At 58.9% G+C, this 16,507-nt stretch carries 20 protein-coding genes, 1 tRNA gene and 1 pseudogene; 5 read left to right on the top strand and 17 right to left on the bottom strand.

What is annotated here, in order from left to right; genetic code table 11:
• From H6B10_RS01410 to H6B10_RS01395, 4 genes are all read right to left on the bottom strand, one after another.
• Positions 1 to 403: type I restriction-modification system subunit M N-terminal domain-containing protein (locus H6B10_RS01410; protein ID WP_204649132.1), on the bottom strand; the 403-nt coding region annotated here is incomplete at its 3' end.
• Positions 404 to 455: 52 nt separating this feature from the next.
• Positions 456 to 1,364 (bottom strand): nucleotidyl transferase AbiEii/AbiGii toxin family protein, encoded by a 909-nt coding sequence (locus H6B10_RS01405; protein ID WP_204649131.1) that lies wholly within the window; start codon positions 1,362 to 1,364, stop codon positions 456 to 458.
• Positions 1,364 to 1,963, bottom strand: coding sequence for a type IV toxin-antitoxin system AbiEi family antitoxin domain-containing protein (locus tag H6B10_RS01400; protein WP_204649130.1), 600 nt, complete (start codon positions 1,961 to 1,963; stop codon positions 1,364 to 1,366). Before H6B10_RS01400 ends, H6B10_RS01405 begins: the two co-directional genes overlap by 1 nt.
• 672 nt (positions 1,964 to 2,635) lie before the next feature.
• Positions 2,636 to 3,148 (bottom strand): helix-turn-helix domain-containing protein, encoded by a 513-nt coding sequence (locus H6B10_RS01395; RefSeq protein WP_204649129.1) that lies wholly within the window; start codon positions 3,146 to 3,148, stop codon positions 2,636 to 2,638.
• Positions 3,149 to 3,407: 259 nt separating this feature from the next.
• Between H6B10_RS01395 and H6B10_RS01390 the strand changes: the two genes are divergently transcribed.
• From H6B10_RS01390 to H6B10_RS01365, 5 genes and pseudogenes are all read left to right on the top strand, one after another.
• Entirely contained in the window at positions 3,408 to 3,680 is a 273-nt protein-coding gene (locus H6B10_RS01390) for a helix-turn-helix domain-containing protein (protein ID WP_204649128.1), read from the top strand.
• 264 nt (positions 3,681 to 3,944) lie between these two features.
• Positions 3,945 to 5,159 (top strand): annotated as a pseudogene (locus tag H6B10_RS01380) (AAA family ATPase).
• Complete coding sequence (locus H6B10_RS01375) at positions 5,156 to 5,425, top strand: plasmid mobilization protein (protein ID WP_204649125.1); 270 nt, start codon at positions 5,156 to 5,158, stop codon at positions 5,423 to 5,425. The pseudogene H6B10_RS01380 and the gene H6B10_RS01375 overlap by 4 nt, the downstream one beginning before the upstream one ends.
• A 27-nt stretch (positions 5,426 to 5,452) precedes the next feature.
• A complete protein-coding gene (locus tag H6B10_RS01370; protein ID WP_204649124.1) occupies positions 5,453 to 6,808 on the top strand; it encodes a relaxase/mobilization nuclease domain-containing protein in 1,356 nt (451 codons plus the stop codon).
• A 180-nt stretch (positions 6,809 to 6,988) separates the two neighbouring features.
• Positions 6,989 to 8,182: a tyrosine-type recombinase/integrase gene (locus tag H6B10_RS01365; RefSeq protein WP_204649123.1), complete on the top strand. Its 1,194-nt coding sequence runs from the start codon at positions 6,989 to 6,991 to the stop codon at positions 8,180 to 8,182.
• 39 nt (positions 8,183 to 8,221) lie between these two features.
• On the opposite strand, the gene H6B10_RS01360 is transcribed toward H6B10_RS01365, so the two are convergent.
• The 13 genes from H6B10_RS01360 to H6B10_RS01300 all read right to left on the bottom strand — a co-directional run bounded on the left by H6B10_RS01360 (position 8,222) and on the right by H6B10_RS01300 (position 16,480).
• Positions 8,222 to 8,809: a Fic/DOC family protein gene (locus H6B10_RS01360; protein WP_345941695.1), complete on the bottom strand. Its 588-nt coding sequence runs from the start codon at positions 8,807 to 8,809 to the stop codon at positions 8,222 to 8,224.
• Between the two features lie 15 nt (positions 8,810 to 8,824).
• Positions 8,825 to 8,995: an antitoxin VbhA family protein gene (locus H6B10_RS01355; protein ID WP_204649121.1), complete on the bottom strand. Its 171-nt coding sequence runs from the start codon at positions 8,993 to 8,995 to the stop codon at positions 8,825 to 8,827.
• A gap of 55 nt (positions 8,996 to 9,050) precedes the next feature.
• Positions 9,051 to 9,142: transfer RNA gene (locus H6B10_RS01350), tRNA-Ser, on the bottom strand.
• Between the two features lie 257 nt (positions 9,143 to 9,399).
• Positions 9,400 to 9,918, bottom strand: a complete 519-nt coding sequence (locus H6B10_RS01345; protein WP_204649120.1) for a hypothetical protein — start codon at positions 9,916 to 9,918, stop codon at positions 9,400 to 9,402.
• A 135-nt stretch (positions 9,919 to 10,053) separates the two neighbouring features.
• On the bottom strand, positions 10,054 to 10,605 hold the full coding sequence (locus H6B10_RS01340) for an ECF transporter S component (protein ID WP_204649119.1): 552 nt from the start codon (positions 10,603 to 10,605) through the stop codon (positions 10,054 to 10,056).
• A gap of 95 nt (positions 10,606 to 10,700) precedes the next feature.
• Complete coding sequence (locus tag H6B10_RS01335) at positions 10,701 to 11,294, bottom strand: uridine kinase family protein (RefSeq protein WP_204649118.1); 594 nt, start codon at positions 11,292 to 11,294, stop codon at positions 10,701 to 10,703.
• Positions 11,291 to 11,716, bottom strand: a complete 426-nt coding sequence (locus tag H6B10_RS01330; RefSeq protein WP_204649117.1) for a DUF3842 family protein — start codon at positions 11,714 to 11,716, stop codon at positions 11,291 to 11,293. Before H6B10_RS01330 ends, H6B10_RS01335 begins: the two co-directional genes overlap by 4 nt.
• An 86-nt stretch (positions 11,717 to 11,802) precedes the next feature.
• Entirely contained in the window at positions 11,803 to 11,970 is a 168-nt protein-coding gene (locus H6B10_RS01325; RefSeq protein ID WP_204649116.1) for a DUF362 domain-containing protein, read from the bottom strand.
• Positions 11,971 to 12,159: 189 nt separating this feature from the next.
• On the bottom strand, positions 12,160 to 12,999 hold the full coding sequence (locus H6B10_RS01320; protein ID WP_204649115.1) for a PSP1 domain-containing protein: 840 nt from the start codon (positions 12,997 to 12,999) through the stop codon (positions 12,160 to 12,162).
• Between the two features lie 19 nt (positions 13,000 to 13,018).
• Complete coding sequence (locus H6B10_RS01315; RefSeq protein WP_204649114.1) at positions 13,019 to 13,936, bottom strand: hypothetical protein; 918 nt, start codon at positions 13,934 to 13,936, stop codon at positions 13,019 to 13,021.
• The gene (locus H6B10_RS01310; protein WP_204649113.1) at positions 13,936 to 14,259 is read right to left on the bottom strand and encodes a cyclic-di-AMP receptor; all 324 of its coding nucleotides are present in this window, start codon (positions 14,257 to 14,259) and stop codon (positions 13,936 to 13,938) included. The genes H6B10_RS01315 and H6B10_RS01310 overlap by 1 nt, the downstream gene beginning before the upstream one ends.
• A 66-nt stretch (positions 14,260 to 14,325) precedes the next feature.
• Entirely contained in the window at positions 14,326 to 14,976 is a 651-nt protein-coding gene (locus H6B10_RS01305) for a Rhomboid family protein (protein WP_204649112.1), read from the bottom strand.
• A gap of 106 nt (positions 14,977 to 15,082) precedes the next feature.
• Positions 15,083 to 16,480 (bottom strand): aminotransferase class I/II-fold pyridoxal phosphate-dependent enzyme, encoded by a 1,398-nt coding sequence (locus H6B10_RS01300; RefSeq protein WP_204649111.1) that lies wholly within the window; start codon positions 16,478 to 16,480, stop codon positions 15,083 to 15,085.
• Positions 16,481 to 16,507 lie beyond the last annotated feature (27 nt).

The following is a 16,507-nucleotide window of genomic DNA, read 5'->3' as shown; positions in this document are numbered from 1 at the left end:
TACCTTCTACAAAACAGCCTTTCAGCTGCTTATCACTGTCTCCCAAGGCTTTCAAAGCCGTATCCAAAGCCACATTCAACTGCGGCGCAGGTGTATTGATGATGGTGGTCCAGCGGGCTTCCACTGGCAGATTGTAGGTGCCATCCGTAAAGGTCGGATCATTAAAAAACGCATTCCAGATTTCTTCGTCATCCGGATTCAATCCCTGATCTATCAGCGTCTGGCGAAGATTCTCGATGCCGTCCTCAAATTTTTCGCCCATAAATCGCAAAAACACCAGTGTCAGCATCATATCGCGCTTTTCAAAAAACGAGCCGGAATTGCGCGCCTGACGCAGAATATCCCGGCATTTAAATAAAACTGACTCGAGGTTCAATTTTTCTTCGGCTTTTTTCCTTGCCATGGGGAGTACCATCCTTTAGTAAAATTATGTAAATGACCATCTTTGCCGGGCATTACTCTTCGCCTGTATCCCAGCACGCCTTTTCCGCATACCATACGCCGGTCATTGGTTCTTCTGCCATCATCTTTTGCCACACCGGCAAAAGGAATGCACTGATTTCTTGAATAACCGCGGTAAAATCCAGTTCAGAGTTTCCCAGGCTTCGCAGAAAATAGCGCCACTTGGTGTGCATTTCCGGATAGTCAGCCAATGCAAATATATGGTCAAAGCTGTCTTTTCCGTATGTTGTTCCTCGGTTATGTAGCGTCTGTTGTATGGCCGACTGCAGCTTTGCTCCGTCGAAGTCAAAGGTTCTGGACAGATAATAGATATCGTAAAAGTCTTTCATTCGTCCGGTAAGTTCAAAACGCTGCAGAATAGCATCAAATTTTTCCGCCACGGTGCTTTCCAGCGAATAGGTCAGGACAGCGGGTTGTGTGTAACCCTCCAGCTGTGTCTGAATAGCCCTTCGCTCTGCACCCGGAACGATTATATCCCCAACGCCAATGTCCACGTTAAAGGGAACCCGAACATTTTTGATGAAGCCGGTGATCTGCGTACTGACACCATGATACTTGCGCTGGAGAGCAATAGGCTGTGTTTTTTCAGCACGGAAGGTCACAAAATCATTTCCCGTTTCCACCGCTAGAATCTCGGCAAGGATAGTATCCATCCGAGCAAGATCGTTGTTCAGGCCCCGCATCAAAAAATCCACATCCACCGTAGCCCGGCTTTCAAAGTTGGTGAGCGTGTAGATAAACAGCCCACCTTTCAGGACAAAGTTATCCGCATAAGGAGAAGCAGCAAGCCGCCGCAGAAATTCCTCCTGAAAGAAAAGCTGCAAACATTGCTGATAACTGATGCCTGTGGCTTTGGCCTTGTTTTTCAGTTTTGCCAGCACAGAAGCCGCTTTATCCGCCATTAAAGCCACACTCCTATCAATTCTTTTACAATCTTTTTGACTCTCAGCACCTCTGCATACTCCAGCAGGTGCTGGATGTTTTTTTCTGGGTCTGCAATATATCGTTGCACAGCCTTATTGAAAATTTCCTTGTCCATCTTGTTGCGATACCGCAGGCAGTCACAAATCACGCGATCTTTGTCATAAATGCGAATCTTGTGTCCATCCATGCTCCCAGATGTAAGCCCTACCTCCAGACAAGCAGGTTCAATATAGTGCGGTTTTACAAACGGATAGTCAATTTTGAACCGCGATTTCCCGGAATCCTTGCTGACAGCCAGATGCCATTCAGCGGGTGTGCGGTCGCTGTACTCATAGTAACGCAGAGCAGTTTCCATGCAAAAGACGGCATCCGGGAACAGTCGGATCACCGTTCCAACTTCGCTGAAGTCTTCCGGATTGATCCACTGGTAATAGCCATAGCGAACTTTTTCCACCACTTCTTGGTCAATCAGGCGCTGCAAAGTTCGGTACTGGATCTTTTCCTTTTGCAGATCCTTTGTACGCATCATTCCGCCATAGCGGTCAAATATTTTTTTGTATTCATCAGCCCTTTTCATGCCAAAGCTCCTACACAAATTCAGCCGTCAACGCGCAGACTAGCGGACAAACTAATGCAGTTTTATTATAACGAAAGGCAGGTGCACCGTCAACACAACTTTTGCCCGTATATATTAAATAAGCGGACAAAGTAGTGTGTTTTTGCACACTGCCCTATTTTTACGACTTCGTATGTAGAAAGCAAAATTTCTTTGTATCTAAGAAAAATGACCACTCTTTTAGAATCTTAAAAAACTTTTCAAAAAAATAACGGCCCCCCTTTCGGATGGCCGGGATTTTTTCGGCATGCCTACCGTGCGGTTTACTTGAATGACTTCAACAACGCAAAGACAATTCTAAGATATTTAACTATCGAAAGAATCCGCTATGTGACAGCTTCAAACTTGGGACTTACCGCCAAGTTTCCGTTCTGCATCATCCAGCACAAAGGCTACAATATCAAAACGGCGGCGGTAAGCACAATATAACCGATATGTATTATGTTATCCATGCACTTTACCTCCATACCCAATACTCAAAGTCGGAGTTCGGCTTTGGCGGAATTATTATACCAGATAATTGTAAAAAAAGATAGGCACAAAGCAGGATATCCAAAAACTTCTGCATAAACAACTTTCTAACCGTTAGCCCAGCAACATTTAATTGCATTACGAAAGTACTTCTGCTATTCCCTACTTGTCCACACTCTCCGGCCAACAAATCTTCCACTCAAAGTAGTCCTTTTCGGAAATCTCCCCCTGGCGAAGCTTCCGCTGCACTTCCGCCCAATCTTTAAGGAAATCGTTCAAGACCGTCGAATTAAACCACATGGCCACAGGGCTGTCCGGCGGCCAGTCATCATTGTCATCATAACGCAACGAAAAATCCTGGTTGGCGTTGTACCGGGTCTCTGACCGCTGTGTCCGGACCAGGTTGATGATGCCGGGCACTTCCTCATCCAGCCAGAATAGTTGTTCCATCATATCGGCAGCAGCGCCGTTTCCGCCTTCTGACAAGGCCATCGCGGATACGTTCAGTACTTCAGCCATCTTCTCCAGCAGTGGCTTTTTGGGAATCCGGTACCCCATCTCATACTGGGCAATGCGGTTGGCGCCGCCTGCGCCCAGCCCGATCTTTTCTCCCAGTTCCTTCTGCGTCATCTGCCGATGGCGGCGTATCCGCTTGATTTTCTCGCCGGTCGTCACGGTTTTGCTCCTCTCCAAGCCGTTATCGCGTCCACGGATTTCCCGTGGGCGCGTCTTTTTGTATTCATTGTACCCTACCCATCCCCATTTTACAAGAAAATTGTAACAAATTTGCGAAATATATTGACGTTCGCATTTTTGCGAACTATAATATTCTTATCAAATTTGCGAAAGTTCAATAGAGCTTCTGCAAATGATTACAGAAAGGAGATTTGCCTATGATTATCCAATCCGTACACTTCCATTCTATGAGGGTCGCATGTCTGCGAAACGCCTCATCCCGGAAAAAGAGCTGAAAGCCTGCTATGGCCTGCTGTTTGCCGACTATCCCGACGTGATAACAGTCCGGCAACTGCAAACTATGTTGGGCATCAGCCGTCATGCGGCGTATGATCTGCTGGGAGAAGGCGAAATCGGAGCCCTCAAACTGGGCAACGCCTACAAGATTCCCAAAATCAACGTCATCCGCTATCTGCTGACCAATGCACAAGGGGCAGGTTTTGCCGGGCAAGACCTGCAAAGTGAATCATAGCATGATTCACTGGAAACCCGCCGCAGAAAAAGTGAATCATAGCATGATTCACTTTCTGCTGTATTGCGGCCAAAGGTATCTTAACATGATTCACGCAAGCGATTTTCCCGACAGAGTGAATCTTAATAAGATTCACTCTGTCCCTCCGCCCAAATCCGCGCCGTGCCGCGCGCCGCCGGGCGGCGGGCACGTTACCCGCATTGTCGCAAAGGTCGCGCTACAGGGCCCCGTTGGGCGGCCTGTGGCCCAGCAAGAAGGAGGCGTATGCTATGCAGAGAAACGAACCTATTGACGCTGAAACTCTACTTTCCACCCCGCTGCCGCTTGCGGTGGCTGATTCCCGGCCTGCTGCCCGCCGGGCTTCCCTTGTTGGCCGGTGCCAGCAAGGCAGGCAAAAGTTGGCTGTGTCTGTGGCTTTGCCTGCAGCTGGCCCGGGGCGGCGAGATCTGGGGCCGCACCACCCAGCCGCAGACCGTACTGTACCTCTGTCTGGAGGACACCTATGCCCGCATTCAGGGTCGTTTGTTCCGCCTGACCGAGGACCCCGTTCCCAGCCGGTTGTACTTCTAGACCGGAAGCTGCGCCATTGGGGACGGACTGGAACTCCAGATCGAGAAATTCCTGTCCCAGCACCCCGAAACCGGGCTGGTGGTCATCGACACCTTGCAGAAGGTCCGCACCGCCGACCCGAACAACGGCGCTTACGCCAGCGATTATCAGGATATGAGCGCGCTGAAATCCCTGGCGGACCGCCGTGGCATCGGGTTGCTGCTGGTGCATCATCTGCGCAAACAGGGCGCATCCGACCCGTTCCAGCAGATTTCCGGGTCCAACGGCCTGATGGGTGCCGCCGACACCATCTGGCTGCTGCAGCGCCAGCGGATGAGCGACACGGCCCGGCTGCTGGTGACAGGCCGTAACATGGATAGCTGCACCCTCCATCTGCAGACCCGGGGCTGCATCTGGCAGCTATTGGAGGAGGAAACCGCCGAGGCGCAGGTCCGGAAGGCTGTTCCGGACTACCTGTGGCGGGCGGCGGACTTTGTCCGGCGCACCGGCAGCTGGACAGGCACCGCCACCGAACTGCTGACCGCCGCCAGTATCACCGATGTGCTGCCCAACCAGTTCACCCGCAAACTGGTGGAGCACTTCTACACGGTGTTTGCCCCGCAGGGCATCTGCTACCAGTCCCGGCGCACCTCCAACACCCGGCTGCTGTGCTTCACCCGTGACGGGGATGACGGTCATGACGGTAGTGACGATGATACCGGCAGATCCTTACCGTCTGGTACGATACCGGCTGGTGAAGAGGGTGCGGCCCCCGTACCGTCATCGTCGTCATCACCGTCACCGGGGCCGCATCACGGTAGCGAGCATGGGCTTTGTGTTGCCGACGGGCACCCCTTCGCCGCGGCGGACACCGCCGCTTCTACGGGGACGACCCCGAGCCCCGATTTCTCACGGGAGGCTGCCTCGTGAGAAACCGCACCGTGGGCATCAACGTGCGGGTGACACCGGCTGAAAAACACCGGATGGAATCCGCTGCCCGGCGCTGCGGTCTAACGCTGTCCGAATATCTCCGGCAGCGGGCACTGGGGTACACACCGCAGTTTCACCCGCCCGCGTCTTTGTTTTCTGCTCTGAGAGAACTGGACGCGCTGGCGGACCTTCTGCCGCCCGGGGACGCGCTCCCTTGCTGGGCGGCCACAGACCAGATCCGGGAAGCCCTGCTGCCGAAGGAGTAATCCCTGGCCGTCACCAAGATCTGGCCGGTGCGGGACAACCTGCGCCGGGTGGTGGACTATGCCGCCAACCCGGAGAAAACCGAATCCGGCGGCCTGGCCCAGGCGCTGCACTACGCCGGGAACGACGCCAAGACCACCTTGCCAGAAAGCGCAAAACTGGTGTCGGGCATCCACTGCCGCCCCGAAACCGCCTGGTCGGATATGCGGGCAGTGCAGCGGAAGTTCGGCAAGACCGAGGGCGTGGTGGCGATGCACGCCTACCAGAGTTTCCAGCCCGGCGAGGTAACGCCGGAACAGTGCCACGCCATCGGGGTGAAGCTGGCCCGGCAGGTTTGGGGCGGGCGGTTCCAGGTGCTGGTGGCCACCCACATGAACACCCACTGCCTGCACAACCACTTTGTCATCAACGCGGTGTCCTATGTGGATGGCAAAAAGTACGAGCAGCGCCGCAGCCAGTACCGGGAGCTGCGCCGCGCCTCCGATGCCCTCTGCCGGGCCCAGGGGCTGTCAGTGGTACAGACCCCCGGCAAGAGCACACCGCGTCTCCTCTACGAAGCGGAGCGCCGGGGTGAGCCCACCCGGTACAACCGGATGCGGGAGGCACTGCAAACCGCCCTCCAGCAGACCAGCACCGAGGAAGACTTTGCCCTGGCCCTGCGTCGGGTGGGCTACCTGTGGCGGCGGGAGGAGGGCCGCAAGTACGCCACGCTGCGCTCGGTGGACGGTGGCCGCCCGGTGCGGGTGCACCGCCTGGGCCCGGAGTTCGACTGGCCCGCGCTGGCCCGGGTGCTGGACGCCCACTATTACCAGTTCGGCCCCCACTATTACAGCCTGTTCGGCGGGTACGACCGTCCCCGGCGTCCCCCCTGCCGTTCCTGGGCCAAGGTGCGGTACAAGGGTCTGCTGGACGAGCTCTTCGGCAAGCCCCACCTGAGTCGGAAGTATCTCTACTTCCGGTACAAGGTGCAGGCAAAGCCGAATCCCCGGGCGTCCATCAACTGGCCCGAGATCGAAGCGATCTGGCACAATGTGGAACGCACGCTGGAGGAGATGCACCTCTGCTTTGATCGGGATTTCCACACCACCGACGAGGTGGAGGCCCGCCGCCGGGAACTGGCGGCGCAGATCGACACTCTCTGCAAGGAGCGCGCCGACTGTGCCCGGCTGCTGCGGCACAAGGTCCCACCGCCCGGTACCGCTGAGCACCGGGCTGAACTGACCCGCCAGATCAAGGCGCTGCGGCATGAGGATGAAGTCTGTGACAGGATTCTCCGAAGGGTACGAGCCACCACCGCCTGCCGCAAGGCCCTGGAGGAACAGGCCCGTCAGCGGGCCGAGGAAAAAGCCCGCCACCGAAAGCGCCGCCGCGGTCTGGAGCACTGAACCACAACCATACCAAAAGCCCGCGCCGGGATGTTCCCGACGCGGGCGCTTTGGTAGATTCGTACCCAAAACAAGGGCGTATCCTTGTGTAGATTTGTGACTAGCTTTTGCCAAAGATTCCGGGTATTGTTGTGATGGACCCGGAAACCCGTACAAACGATTATGAAAGGAGAAATGCCTATGGTCGCAGGCCGACTGCAAGAGAAAAACGGATATTACTACATGGTACTCAGCTATACCGGTGCCGACGGCAAGCGCAAACAGCCCTGGCACGCCACCGGCCTGCCTGTGAAGGGCAACAAAAAGCGGGCGGAGGAGATGCTGCGGGAACTGCGCCGCAGCTTCACGCCGCCCAAACCCAACCGCAAAGAGGAACTGAGCCCCGATATGCTGTTCAGTGACTATATGCTCTACTGGCTGAAGATCATCCGCCCCGCCGTGCAGGAAACCACCTGGTCCTCCTACAACTTCAATGTGAAGAACCACATCGTCCCCTACTTCGAGCCCACCGGCATCACGCTGGGCGGGCTGCAGGCGCGGCATATCCAGAGTTTCTACCTCCACGAGCTGGAAACACTGAAAGCCACCAGCGTACTGCGGCAGCACGCCAACCTGCACAAGGCGCTGAAATACGCCGTGAAGCTGGACCTGATCCCCGGCAACCCGGTGGACAAGGTGGAGCGTCCCAAGCCCGAGAAGTACATGGCCGCCTACTACACCGCCGAGGAGATGGAGCAGCTCTTCGAAGCCGCCCGGGGGCACCGGCTGGAACTGATCATCCAGTTTGCGGCCTTCTATGGGCTGCGCCGGGGCGAGGTGCTGGGCCTGCGGTGGGACGCCGTAGACTTCGAGGCCGGTACCCTGACCATCCGCCACATCGTGACCAGCACCAACCTGGAGGGCAAACACGTTTTGGTGGAGGCCGACCGGGCCAAGACCAAGTCCAGCCTGCGCACCCTGCCGCTGGTGGCCAGCTTTGCCCAGCGGCTGCGGGCGCTGAAAGAGCAGCAGGCTTACAACGAGAGGCTCTGCGGCAACTGCTACAACCAGAAGTATAAAGGCTACCTGTTCGTGGACGAGATGGGCAATCTCATCCTGCCCAACGCGGTGACCGACGGCTTCGCCAAGCTGCTGGCCGACCACGGCCTGCGGAAAATCCGCTTCCACGATCTGCGCCACTCCTGCGCCAGCCTGCTGCTGAAGCAGGGCGTGCCCATGAAGCAGATCCAGGAATGGCTGGGCCACAGCGACATTTCCACCACAGCCAACATCTACGCCCACCTGGATTCCCAGTCCAAGCAGCTCAGCGCCGCAACAATGGAGCAGGCCCTGCCGCTGCCGGAGAGCGGAATGACCAATCGGTGGCAGACATAAACAAAGCGAGGGCCGGAAAATCCAGCTCCCGCTTTGTGATCAATCCATTTCCGCTTCGATTCCCTGTTCCAGAACCTGCCGCAGCAGCATATCCATACCTTGCGACGCTTGTATGGTGGCAATCATCAGTAAGTCTGTATCCAACTGAGAAAAGTCCAGATGATAACCCGCATGGCGACATAGCTGAGACAGAAAAACACGCTGCGTTCTGCCATTGCCTTCCCGAAAAGGATGCAGTTCATTGGTACGTTGGTAAAAATCTGTGAGCTGCAAAAGCAATTCCGGTTTTTCCAACCCCACCAGAAACTTCTCCGCTTTCAAACGTGAAAAAATCGCCTGGGCAACACGGTTTATTTCCCCGACTGGACAGAACATTGTGCCTTTTTTCGACAAATCAATGGTACGGACCTCCCCAGCCCATTCATACAGGTCTTCAAATAACCAGCGGTGGATGGCTTTATAATGCGCAAAATCAAAGGTCTCACATAGGGGCTTTGCTTCCCACATGGCTGCCTTGGCGGGAACTACCGCAGCTTCTACCTCTGCCAGCGCTTCCGCATCCCGCAGTCCGAATTTGTTGATTAGAACGGTTGTGCCTTCATAGCAGCCGCTGGTAGCCGCATCCACGGTATATGGCATAGTTTACCCCTTTTGCCGCTTGCTGAGAATTTCCTTCACAAGACTGTCGACGTTCACTTCACCGTTCAGCAACCTTTGACAGTTGCGCGTCACTTCCGGTGTAACCGGGAAACCTTCCATCGCAGAAGATGCCAACGCGCTTTTCAAGGCTTGCTCTTTGGTAACAGGTGCCATTTCTGCCTCCTCAAAAAACAGGAGGCAAGGACGTTTCCGTCCTTGCCTCCCCATTTGGCGGAGATGGTGGGAGTCGAACCCACGCGCCTCTCTCGAGACCTAAAGCATTTCGAGTGCTCCCTCTTACGACCTCTTGAGTACATCTCCATATTTAATTGTCAAGCACCGCCTTGCAAGCCTTTCGGAAAAATGCAAGATTTCGATGCAAGATAAGCGGATAAAACCGGAAACCATACCCCGGGAAAATCCCGCCGTCACGCCATTCGCGGCGGACGAATCGGCCAGTGGGCTGCAAACTTTCGAGTGCGACCTCTTCGACCTCTTGAGTAATGCTCCATCGTCGCCGCTTTGTACAGCGTACAGTTCATTATAGCAAACTTCGGTGGTCCTGTCAACGCAAACCGTCAGAACAGGTGCTGTTTCTGGGTAGGCTGGGGGTCAAAGGGGGTATCCTCGTGGTGGCGGCGGATAAACACCTGGCGGGTTTTTTCGGTAACGGTGCGGCCGTTGTGTTTGGGCACCGTGTAGAAGGTCCGGCTGATGTTGTAATAGCCCCGCAGCCGCTGGACCAGGTACTGGGCCACGGCGGGCAGGCAGTCGGTATCCTCGATGTTTTCATAGTTATAGTCGCCGTACAGGAAGGGGATCTCGTCATCCCCCGCATACAGGGTAATGCCTGCCTCGTCCAGCACCACTTCCCGGATGACGCTCTGGTGCAGGCCGGCGGTGCCGCATTCGGCCGCCAGCTTGGCCGCCCGGGGACGCTGGTCCAGGGGCACACTTTGGGGGTCCAGTTTTTCGGTACCGCGCTGGCCGATCTCCAGCAGAATATCGCGCATCATGCGGCTTTCCAGCAGCGGCCGGATACGCTCTTTTGCCCGGGCTTGTTCGGTTTTGTTCTGGATCTTCGCGATCAGTCCCATACGGTGCGCCCCCTCAATGGTAACAATTTTTTTACAGTATAGCATATTCAGCGACAAAATAACAAGCACTGCCCACACAAAAAACGCCGCGCTTCCTGCGCGGCTTGTTGTGGAAATTGATGGTCGGGCTGCTATTCAGCCTTCCGCCCTGCGGAATTTGACCACGCCGGTGCGGTCCAGCGCCACCATCACGGCGGGGATCAGCACCAGCTGCAGCACGATGCCGGGCACGGCGGTGAGCAGCGCACCGGACAAAAACGCTTGGAACGTAAAGGCGTTGCCGGCCATGCCCAGCAGCACCACTTCGGCCACACCCCAGACCAGCCGTCCGCCCACCATGGCGGTGAGCAGGCTGATGTACAGTGCCGCCACCCCGTGTTTGGGCAGCAGACGGTAGACCAGACCGATGATCAGGCCATAGGCGGCCAGCTCAAAGGCCATGGCAATGGCCACCGGGTACATGGGCGGCATGCCGAACAGCACCGAGCGCAGCAGCGGCGCCACAAAGCCGATGACCAGCCCATACTGCCAGCCGCACAGCAGGCCGCACAGCAGCACGGAGATGTGCATGGGCAGCAGCATATTGCCAATGGTGGGAATGCCGCCGGTGATCATGGGCAGCACCAGGCACAGGGCCAGGAACAGGGCCGACAGCACCAGTTTGTAGGTTTTTTCGCGGGTATGCATCAAAAAGATCTCTCCTCATCAAAAAGTGTTCCGGCGCAGCCCTTCCTGGGCTGCTGTTGCCTTCCTGGCTTTTCTCAAAGGAACCGGGTATTATTTTACACCGTCAAGGCGGTGGTGTCCAGCACAAAATCACAGGTTTTCTCGGGGCGGCAGGCGGCCAGATACCCCTCTTCCAGGGGAATCCACCGCTCTTCAAACGCGGCAAAATGGGCCCCTTCCCGCAGCTGCAGCCGCTGGCGCTGGCAGTCCGGGGAACAGGTCACAAAGACCCGGCAGGCCAGCGGCACCTGCAGTGCCGGGTGCAGGGCATAACTGCCCTCCAGAATGGTCAGTCCCCGGGGCGGCAGTGTGACCGGCGGCTGCAAAGCGCCATCCCGGCAAACATAGGCCCGGTAGTCGGCGGGCTGCCCGGCCAGCAGAGGCAGCAGCACCTCTTCCCGCAGGCGGGCAAAATCCATATTGGCCCCCGGGTGCTGTGCCCAGTCGGGGCGGCGATCCGCCGGCGGCAGGTAAAAATCATCCATATGCACCAGGTTGCAGGGCAGCTGCTCTGCCAGCCAGGCCGCCAGGGTGGATTTTCCGCTGCCGCATCGCCCGTCGATGGCCAACAGTGCCGGGCGCGGTGTTTCCAGCAGGGCCCGGGCGGCCGCCAGCACCGGGGCCGCCGCCGCAGACAGTGCGCCGCTCATGCCTGCAGCTCCCGCAGCGCCAGGGTCACGGCGCTTTGCAGGTAGGTTTCCAGCGGGCAGTCCTGGGTACCGGCGATCTGCACCCCGCAGTGGGAAGAAGGAATCAGAATCTTTTCCGCCGCCGCGGCAGACACCGCCGCAGCCATGGCGGGCGAAACCTCCCCCAGAATACCGTTGGCCAGGATCATCCCGATGGGGCCCAGAATCAGGTCCGCCCGGGCAGCGTTATAGACCACGGCGTTTTCGCCGGTGGCACCGTGGGGCGCCCCGGCCTTGAGCATGGCACTGGTGGCCATGACGTTGGTACCTATGGCCAGCAGGTCACAGTCCTGGGGCAGCTGGGGAGCCAGCATTTTGATCAGCTGGACTCCCATGCCGCCGCCCTGGCCGTCCAGTACCAGGATCAGGCGTCGAGATTGCATACAAAACCTCCTCATGGATGCCTTCGGGGGGGAAGGCGCAACAAAAAAGCGCGGCCTGAACGGCCGCGCAGAGTGTGCAATTTTGCTTATTCAGCCTGGATTGCGCCGGTGGGGCAAACGCCTTCGCAAGCACCGCAATCGATGCAGGAACCAGCATCGACCACAGCCTTATCCTCCATGCTGATTGCACCGACGGGGCAGGTGTCAACACATGCACCGCAAGCAACGCACTCGCTGGTAACGGTATGAGCCATCGTGAACTCCTTATCTCCGTGCTGATTGATCTCCCCTACCGGCCCTGCACGGCTGCTTCCCGGTACGGTGCACAGCGGGTTTGTTTAGCCTACTGCGTTACGAATAGTGTATCACATTGCATAAAAATTAGCAAGTGCCATATCTTGAAAAATTTTCCCCGCGTACCGCAACCCACAGGCCCGCGGCGGTCACTCCTGTTCGGGGTCGGGGTCCTTGGGCACCCGCTTGCCGCCCCGCAGGTAGACGCATTCTTCCCGCTTATACACCCTGGGAGCCAGAATCTCCACATTGGAGCGGACTTTCAACGTACCGGCCACCACGTTCACTTCCAGGACGGTGCCTTCCCCGTCGGGGGTGCGCACAATGCTGCCCGGGGTGGGGGTGATGGAGTTCAGGTACTCATAGCTTTTCTGTTCATAGGCCAGGCAGCACATCAGGCGGCCGCAGGCGCCGCTGATCTTGGTGGGGTTCAGGCTCAGGCCCTGTTCCTTGGCCATTTTGATGGACACCGGCTGGAAGTTCTTCAAAAACCGGCTGCAGCAGAAGGGCTGACCGCAAAGGCCCAGCCCGCCCAGCATCTTGCTTTCGTCCCGCACGCCGATCTGGCGCAGTTCAATGCGGGTATGGAACTGGGCAGCCAGGTCCTTGACCAGTTCCCGGAAATCCACCCGGTTGTCGGCGGTAAAATAGAACACCAGCTTGCTGCGGTCCAGGGTATACTCCGCATCCACCAGTTTCATTTTCAGGTCGTGGGCGGCAATGCGCTGTTCGCAGATCTGGTAGGCCCGCTGCACATCGGCGCGGTTCTGGCGCATCCGGCGCACATCCACGGCGTCAGCCACCCGGATGACCGGCTTTACTTCCCGGGAGAATCCCGGTACTTCGTGGGCACCGCGGACCACTTCGCCGCATTCGGTGCCCCGGGCGGTGGTCACAATGACGTAGTCGCCCTCTTTGACTTCAAACGTGCCGGGGTCAAAATAGTACGCCCGGCCGTTCTCTTTGAATTTTACAGAGATAACTTTCATGGTCGTATTCCTTTTGTGTTCAGGCGATCTGGGCGGCCAGTACCGCCACCGCCAGGCGCAGATTGCCGTTGGCGGTCACGGCGCGGCGGGCTTCTGCGTCGGCGCGCAGGATCTCGGCCGCAGCCGCCGGGCTCAGTCCGCCGCACTGGCGGGCACCGTAGTCGGGGCGGCGCAGCACAGCGCTGCACACCTGGTCCAGCTGCCACAGCAGCGCCAAAAACCCTTCTCGGTCCCGCTCGTATTTGGTCAGCAGCACCAGGGCACGGTAGGTATCGTTCTGGGCGGCATACCCGCACAGTTCCTTGGCCTGGCCCAGGGCCGCCCGGGCGCCTGCGTCCTGAAAGGCGCGCAGGGCGGTGCCGATGTGCCCTTCGTAGACAAAGGCCAGTTCGTCGGCCAGCGGGGCGGGCAAGCCCCGTTCCCGCAGCAGCGCGGCGCACTCGGCGGCGTCCACCGGCACAATGGTGTAGGCCGCGCAGCGGCTGCGGATGGTGGGCAGCACGGTGGCGGCGCTGGTGGCCGTAAGCAGAAAGAGCACCCCTTCGGGCGGTTCCTCAATGATCTTCAGCATGGCATTGGCCGAAGAGCCGTTCAGGTTCTGGGCGCCGTAGATGAACAGTACACGGCCCGCCGCGTCGGTGGACAGGGCGGAATGCTGGATGGCCTCCCGCATTTCCCGCACCCGTTTGACGGGGATCTGGCCGCTGGCGCCTTCCCCCTGCAGGACCAGACATTCGGTGTCGGCCTTTTTCAGCACGGCCTCCGCATGGGGGCCGCCCTGGGGGTAGAGGTAGTCTGCGGCCAGGCAGCGGGCGGCAAAACCCGTGCCGCAGCCGGTTTCGCCAATGAGCAAAACCGCATGCGGCAGCCGGCCGGTGCGCAGGGCTGCGCCCAGTTCCTCTTTCAGGGCCGTGTTACCGGCCAGACGGTCCAGCATCACAGCTTTTCAAAGCGTTCCACGTTGGTCACGATGATGGTAGCGCCGCCCACGGTCACTTCCATGGGCATGGCACTCTCGATGCCCAGGCCCATGGTGGCGGTGCCGGGCACGATCTCGGTGCGCTGCTTGCAGAACTGGGAGATGATGCTGATGCATTCATCCACCTTTTCGTCCTCGGTGCAGATGAGCAGGGTCATGTTGCCGGCCATCAGGAAGCCGCCGGTGGTAGCCAGACGGGTGACGTAGAATTTGTGCTTGAGCAGTTCGTTACAGACTGCGCGGGAATCCTCTTTATTCACGATGGCGGTGATGAGTTTCATACCAAAAACCTCCTTATGTTGCGCGCCGGACCCCAGCCCGGGCACGTTTACCATGCAAAACTTTGCTTACCAGCGGTTGTTGCGGTTCTGCCAGTCGCGGCGGCGCTTGTAGCCCATGATGGTATCCTTGCACCAGTCAAACACTTCGCGGCCAAAGAACACCAGGAACCCGGCCATGCCCAGCACCAGGCTGATGCGGGTGCCCAGGCCGCCCATCACAAAATTCAACACCCAGACGGTCAGTTCAAACCAGCCCAGGTATTTCATTTTGAAGGGAATGATGCCCCAGAGCAGCACCCCCTGGTTGGGCCACATCCAGCAGTAGGCGAACATCATGCTGAGATAGACGCCGTCGGCAGAGCCGTAGCCGGTAAGGAACGCGCCGATCCAGGTCCCCACCACGCCCAGCAGGACGTAGAGGTTCAGGCGGAAATCGCCCCAGGCCCGTGTGAGAGAGTTGCCGATCCAGAAATAGAACACCAGGTTCAGGATGCCCAGCACGCCGCCCAGCCAGATAGGCTCGAACAGGAAGGTGACAAGGCGCCAGATCTGGCCATGCAGGATGGCGTCCCGGCTCAGGTAGATATACAGGTCGAAATTGCGGTTGATGATGAGGATAAACAACCCCACCGCCAGCTGCCCGAGCATCAGGCCGTTGACCAAGTTGGGGATGGCGTAGCGGCCGTAGCGGCGCTCCAGTTTATCGATCCAGTTCATGGGAGAAGTCCTCCGTAGACAGTGATGAACGTTTTGAATAGTTCTGTTTATTGTACCATTTTCAGGCGGGAAGTGCAACCGTTCCCTGTCGAAGGGCGGCGGGCGATCATGCCAGCACCGCCAGGGTTCCGGCGGTGCCCGCCCCGGTATGGTGCAGGGCGGTGCCGTCGGCGGTCAGTGCCTGCACGGCAGCGGCAAAGGCGGGAGTGACTTCCTCGCCGGGGGCCAGCAGCGGCACGCCGGGCGGGTAGGCCCACACATACTCGGCCGCGGTCCTGCCCACCGCCTGTTCCAGCGGGCAAAGGGCGGCAGGACGGCCCAGCGCTTCGGCAATGGTGCACCGGGCGGGGCCGGGGGGCGGCAGCAGCGCCCCGGCCCGGGGCACCGGCGGTTCGGTCCGGTCGCGGCGTTCCAGCACCCGGGCCAGTCGGTCCAGGGCCGTTCCCTCGTCGCAGGGGCTGGTCATGGCCAGCACATTGGGCCCGCAGACCATCTCCGGCTCAAAGCCCGCGGCCCGCAGGTCCGCAGCTCCCGCCGCGCCGATGCGCAGCAGGATCTTGCCCTCGTCCCGGGCAAAAAAGCCCTGCCCTTCGGCCCCCAGCCCCAGCACCGGGGTATGGTTCCACCGGCGGGCGGCGGCATAAAACCGGTCCAGCCGGGCGCGCCAGGCGGCAAAGGCTGCGGTCCCTTCCCGGGCCAGCCAGCCGGTACAGCCGTCCAGACTGACCAGCAAGGGATAACTGGGGGAACTGGTCTCGAACACATCCAGTTCCCGCTCCACGGCGGCCGGGTCGATAAGGCTGCCGTTCAGGTGCAGCCAGGCGGTCTGGGTCAGGCTGGGCAGGGTCTTGTGGGCGCTCTGCACCACCAGGTCGGCCCCGGCTGCCACCGCCCCGCCCTGCCAGCCGCAGGGTTCGGCCAGGGGCAGGTAATGGGCGCCGTGGGCTTCATCCACCAGCAGGGGGATGCCCCGGGCATGGCAGCATTGGGCAATGGCGGCCAGATCGCTCTGTACCCCCTCATAGGTGGGGCTGGTCAGGATGACGCAGCGCACATCCGGGTGGGCGTCCAAAGCGGCGGCCACCGCTTCCGGGGGGATGCTGCCGTAGACGCCGAACTCCGCCACCACCGGCGGGGTCAGGTAATGGGCGATCAGATGGCCCAGTTCCAGGGCATGGTAGACGGCCTTGTGGCAGTTGCGGGCCACCAGAACCCGGCTGCCAAAGGGAGCCGCCGCCCGGATACCCGCCAGCAGGCCCGCGGTGGAGCCGCCCACCAGGTACCAACACCGGGCCGAGCCGTAAAGGTCGGCGGTACGCTGCATGGCGTCGGCCAGAATGCCCCGGGCATCGTGCAGGTCGTCGGCGCCCTCGATCTCGGTCAGATCAAAGGCATAGCAGCCAAGCCCCGGCGCAGGCGCCAGACGGCGCTTGTGCCCGGGCATGTGCAGCGGATACCGCTCCGCCGCCAGCTGTTCGCATTGTTGCTGTAAGATAGATTTCATAGATGTTTTTGATGTTTTTATTCCTTC

The organism is Gemmiger formicilis (assembly GCF_016901605.1).
Lineage (GTDB): Bacteria > Bacillota > Clostridia > Oscillospirales > Ruminococcaceae > Gemmiger > Gemmiger formicilis_B.
The sequence above is the reverse complement of the archived record's forward strand: the minus strand, read 5'-3'. Positions and strand labels throughout refer to the sequence as shown.

Excerpts from the sequence above, each read along its gene's own strand:
- H6B10_RS01405 (WP_204649131.1), bottom strand. The coding sequence starts at position 1,364 with ATGGCGGATAAAGCGGCTTCTGTGCTGGCAAAACTGAAAAACAAGGCC.
- H6B10_RS01400 (WP_204649130.1), bottom strand. The coding sequence starts at position 1,963 with ATGAAAAGGGCTGATGAATACAAAAAAATATTTGACCGCTATGGCGGA.
- H6B10_RS01390 (WP_204649128.1), top strand. The coding sequence starts at position 3,408 with ATGTCTGCGAAACGCCTCATCCCGGAAAAAGAGCTGAAAGCCTGCTAT.
- H6B10_RS01365 (WP_204649123.1), top strand. The coding sequence starts at position 6,989 with ATGGTCGCAGGCCGACTGCAAGAGAAAAACGGATATTACTACATGGTA.
- H6B10_RS01355 (WP_204649121.1), bottom strand. The coding sequence starts at position 8,995 with ATGGCACCTGTTACCAAAGAGCAAGCCTTGAAAAGCGCGTTGGCATCT.
- H6B10_RS01345 (WP_204649120.1), bottom strand. The coding sequence starts at position 9,918 with ATGGGACTGATCGCGAAGATCCAGAACAAAACCGAACAAGCCCGGGCA.
- H6B10_RS01340 (WP_204649119.1), bottom strand. The coding sequence starts at position 10,605 with ATGCATACCCGCGAAAAAACCTACAAACTGGTGCTGTCGGCCCTGTTC.
- H6B10_RS01335 (WP_204649118.1), bottom strand. The coding sequence starts at position 11,294 with ATGAGCGGCGCACTGTCTGCGGCGGCGGCCCCGGTGCTGGCGGCCGCC.
- H6B10_RS01330 (WP_204649117.1), bottom strand. The coding sequence starts at position 11,716 with ATGCAATCTCGACGCCTGATCCTGGTACTGGACGGCCAGGGCGGCGGC.
- H6B10_RS01325 (WP_204649116.1), bottom strand. The coding sequence starts at position 11,970 with ATGGCTCATACCGTTACCAGCGAGTGCGTTGCTTGCGGTGCATGTGTT.
- H6B10_RS01320 (WP_204649115.1), bottom strand. The coding sequence starts at position 12,999 with ATGAAAGTTATCTCTGTAAAATTCAAAGAGAACGGCCGGGCGTACTAT.
- H6B10_RS01315 (WP_204649114.1), bottom strand. The coding sequence starts at position 13,936 with ATGCTGGACCGTCTGGCCGGTAACACGGCCCTGAAAGAGGAACTGGGC.
- H6B10_RS01310 (WP_204649113.1), bottom strand. The coding sequence starts at position 14,259 with ATGAAACTCATCACCGCCATCGTGAATAAAGAGGATTCCCGCGCAGTC.
- H6B10_RS01305 (WP_204649112.1), bottom strand. The coding sequence starts at position 14,976 with ATGAACTGGATCGATAAACTGGAGCGCCGCTACGGCCGCTACGCCATC.
- H6B10_RS01300 (WP_204649111.1), bottom strand. The coding sequence starts at position 16,480 with ATGAAATCTATCTTACAGCAACAATGCGAACAGCTGGCGGCGGAGCGG.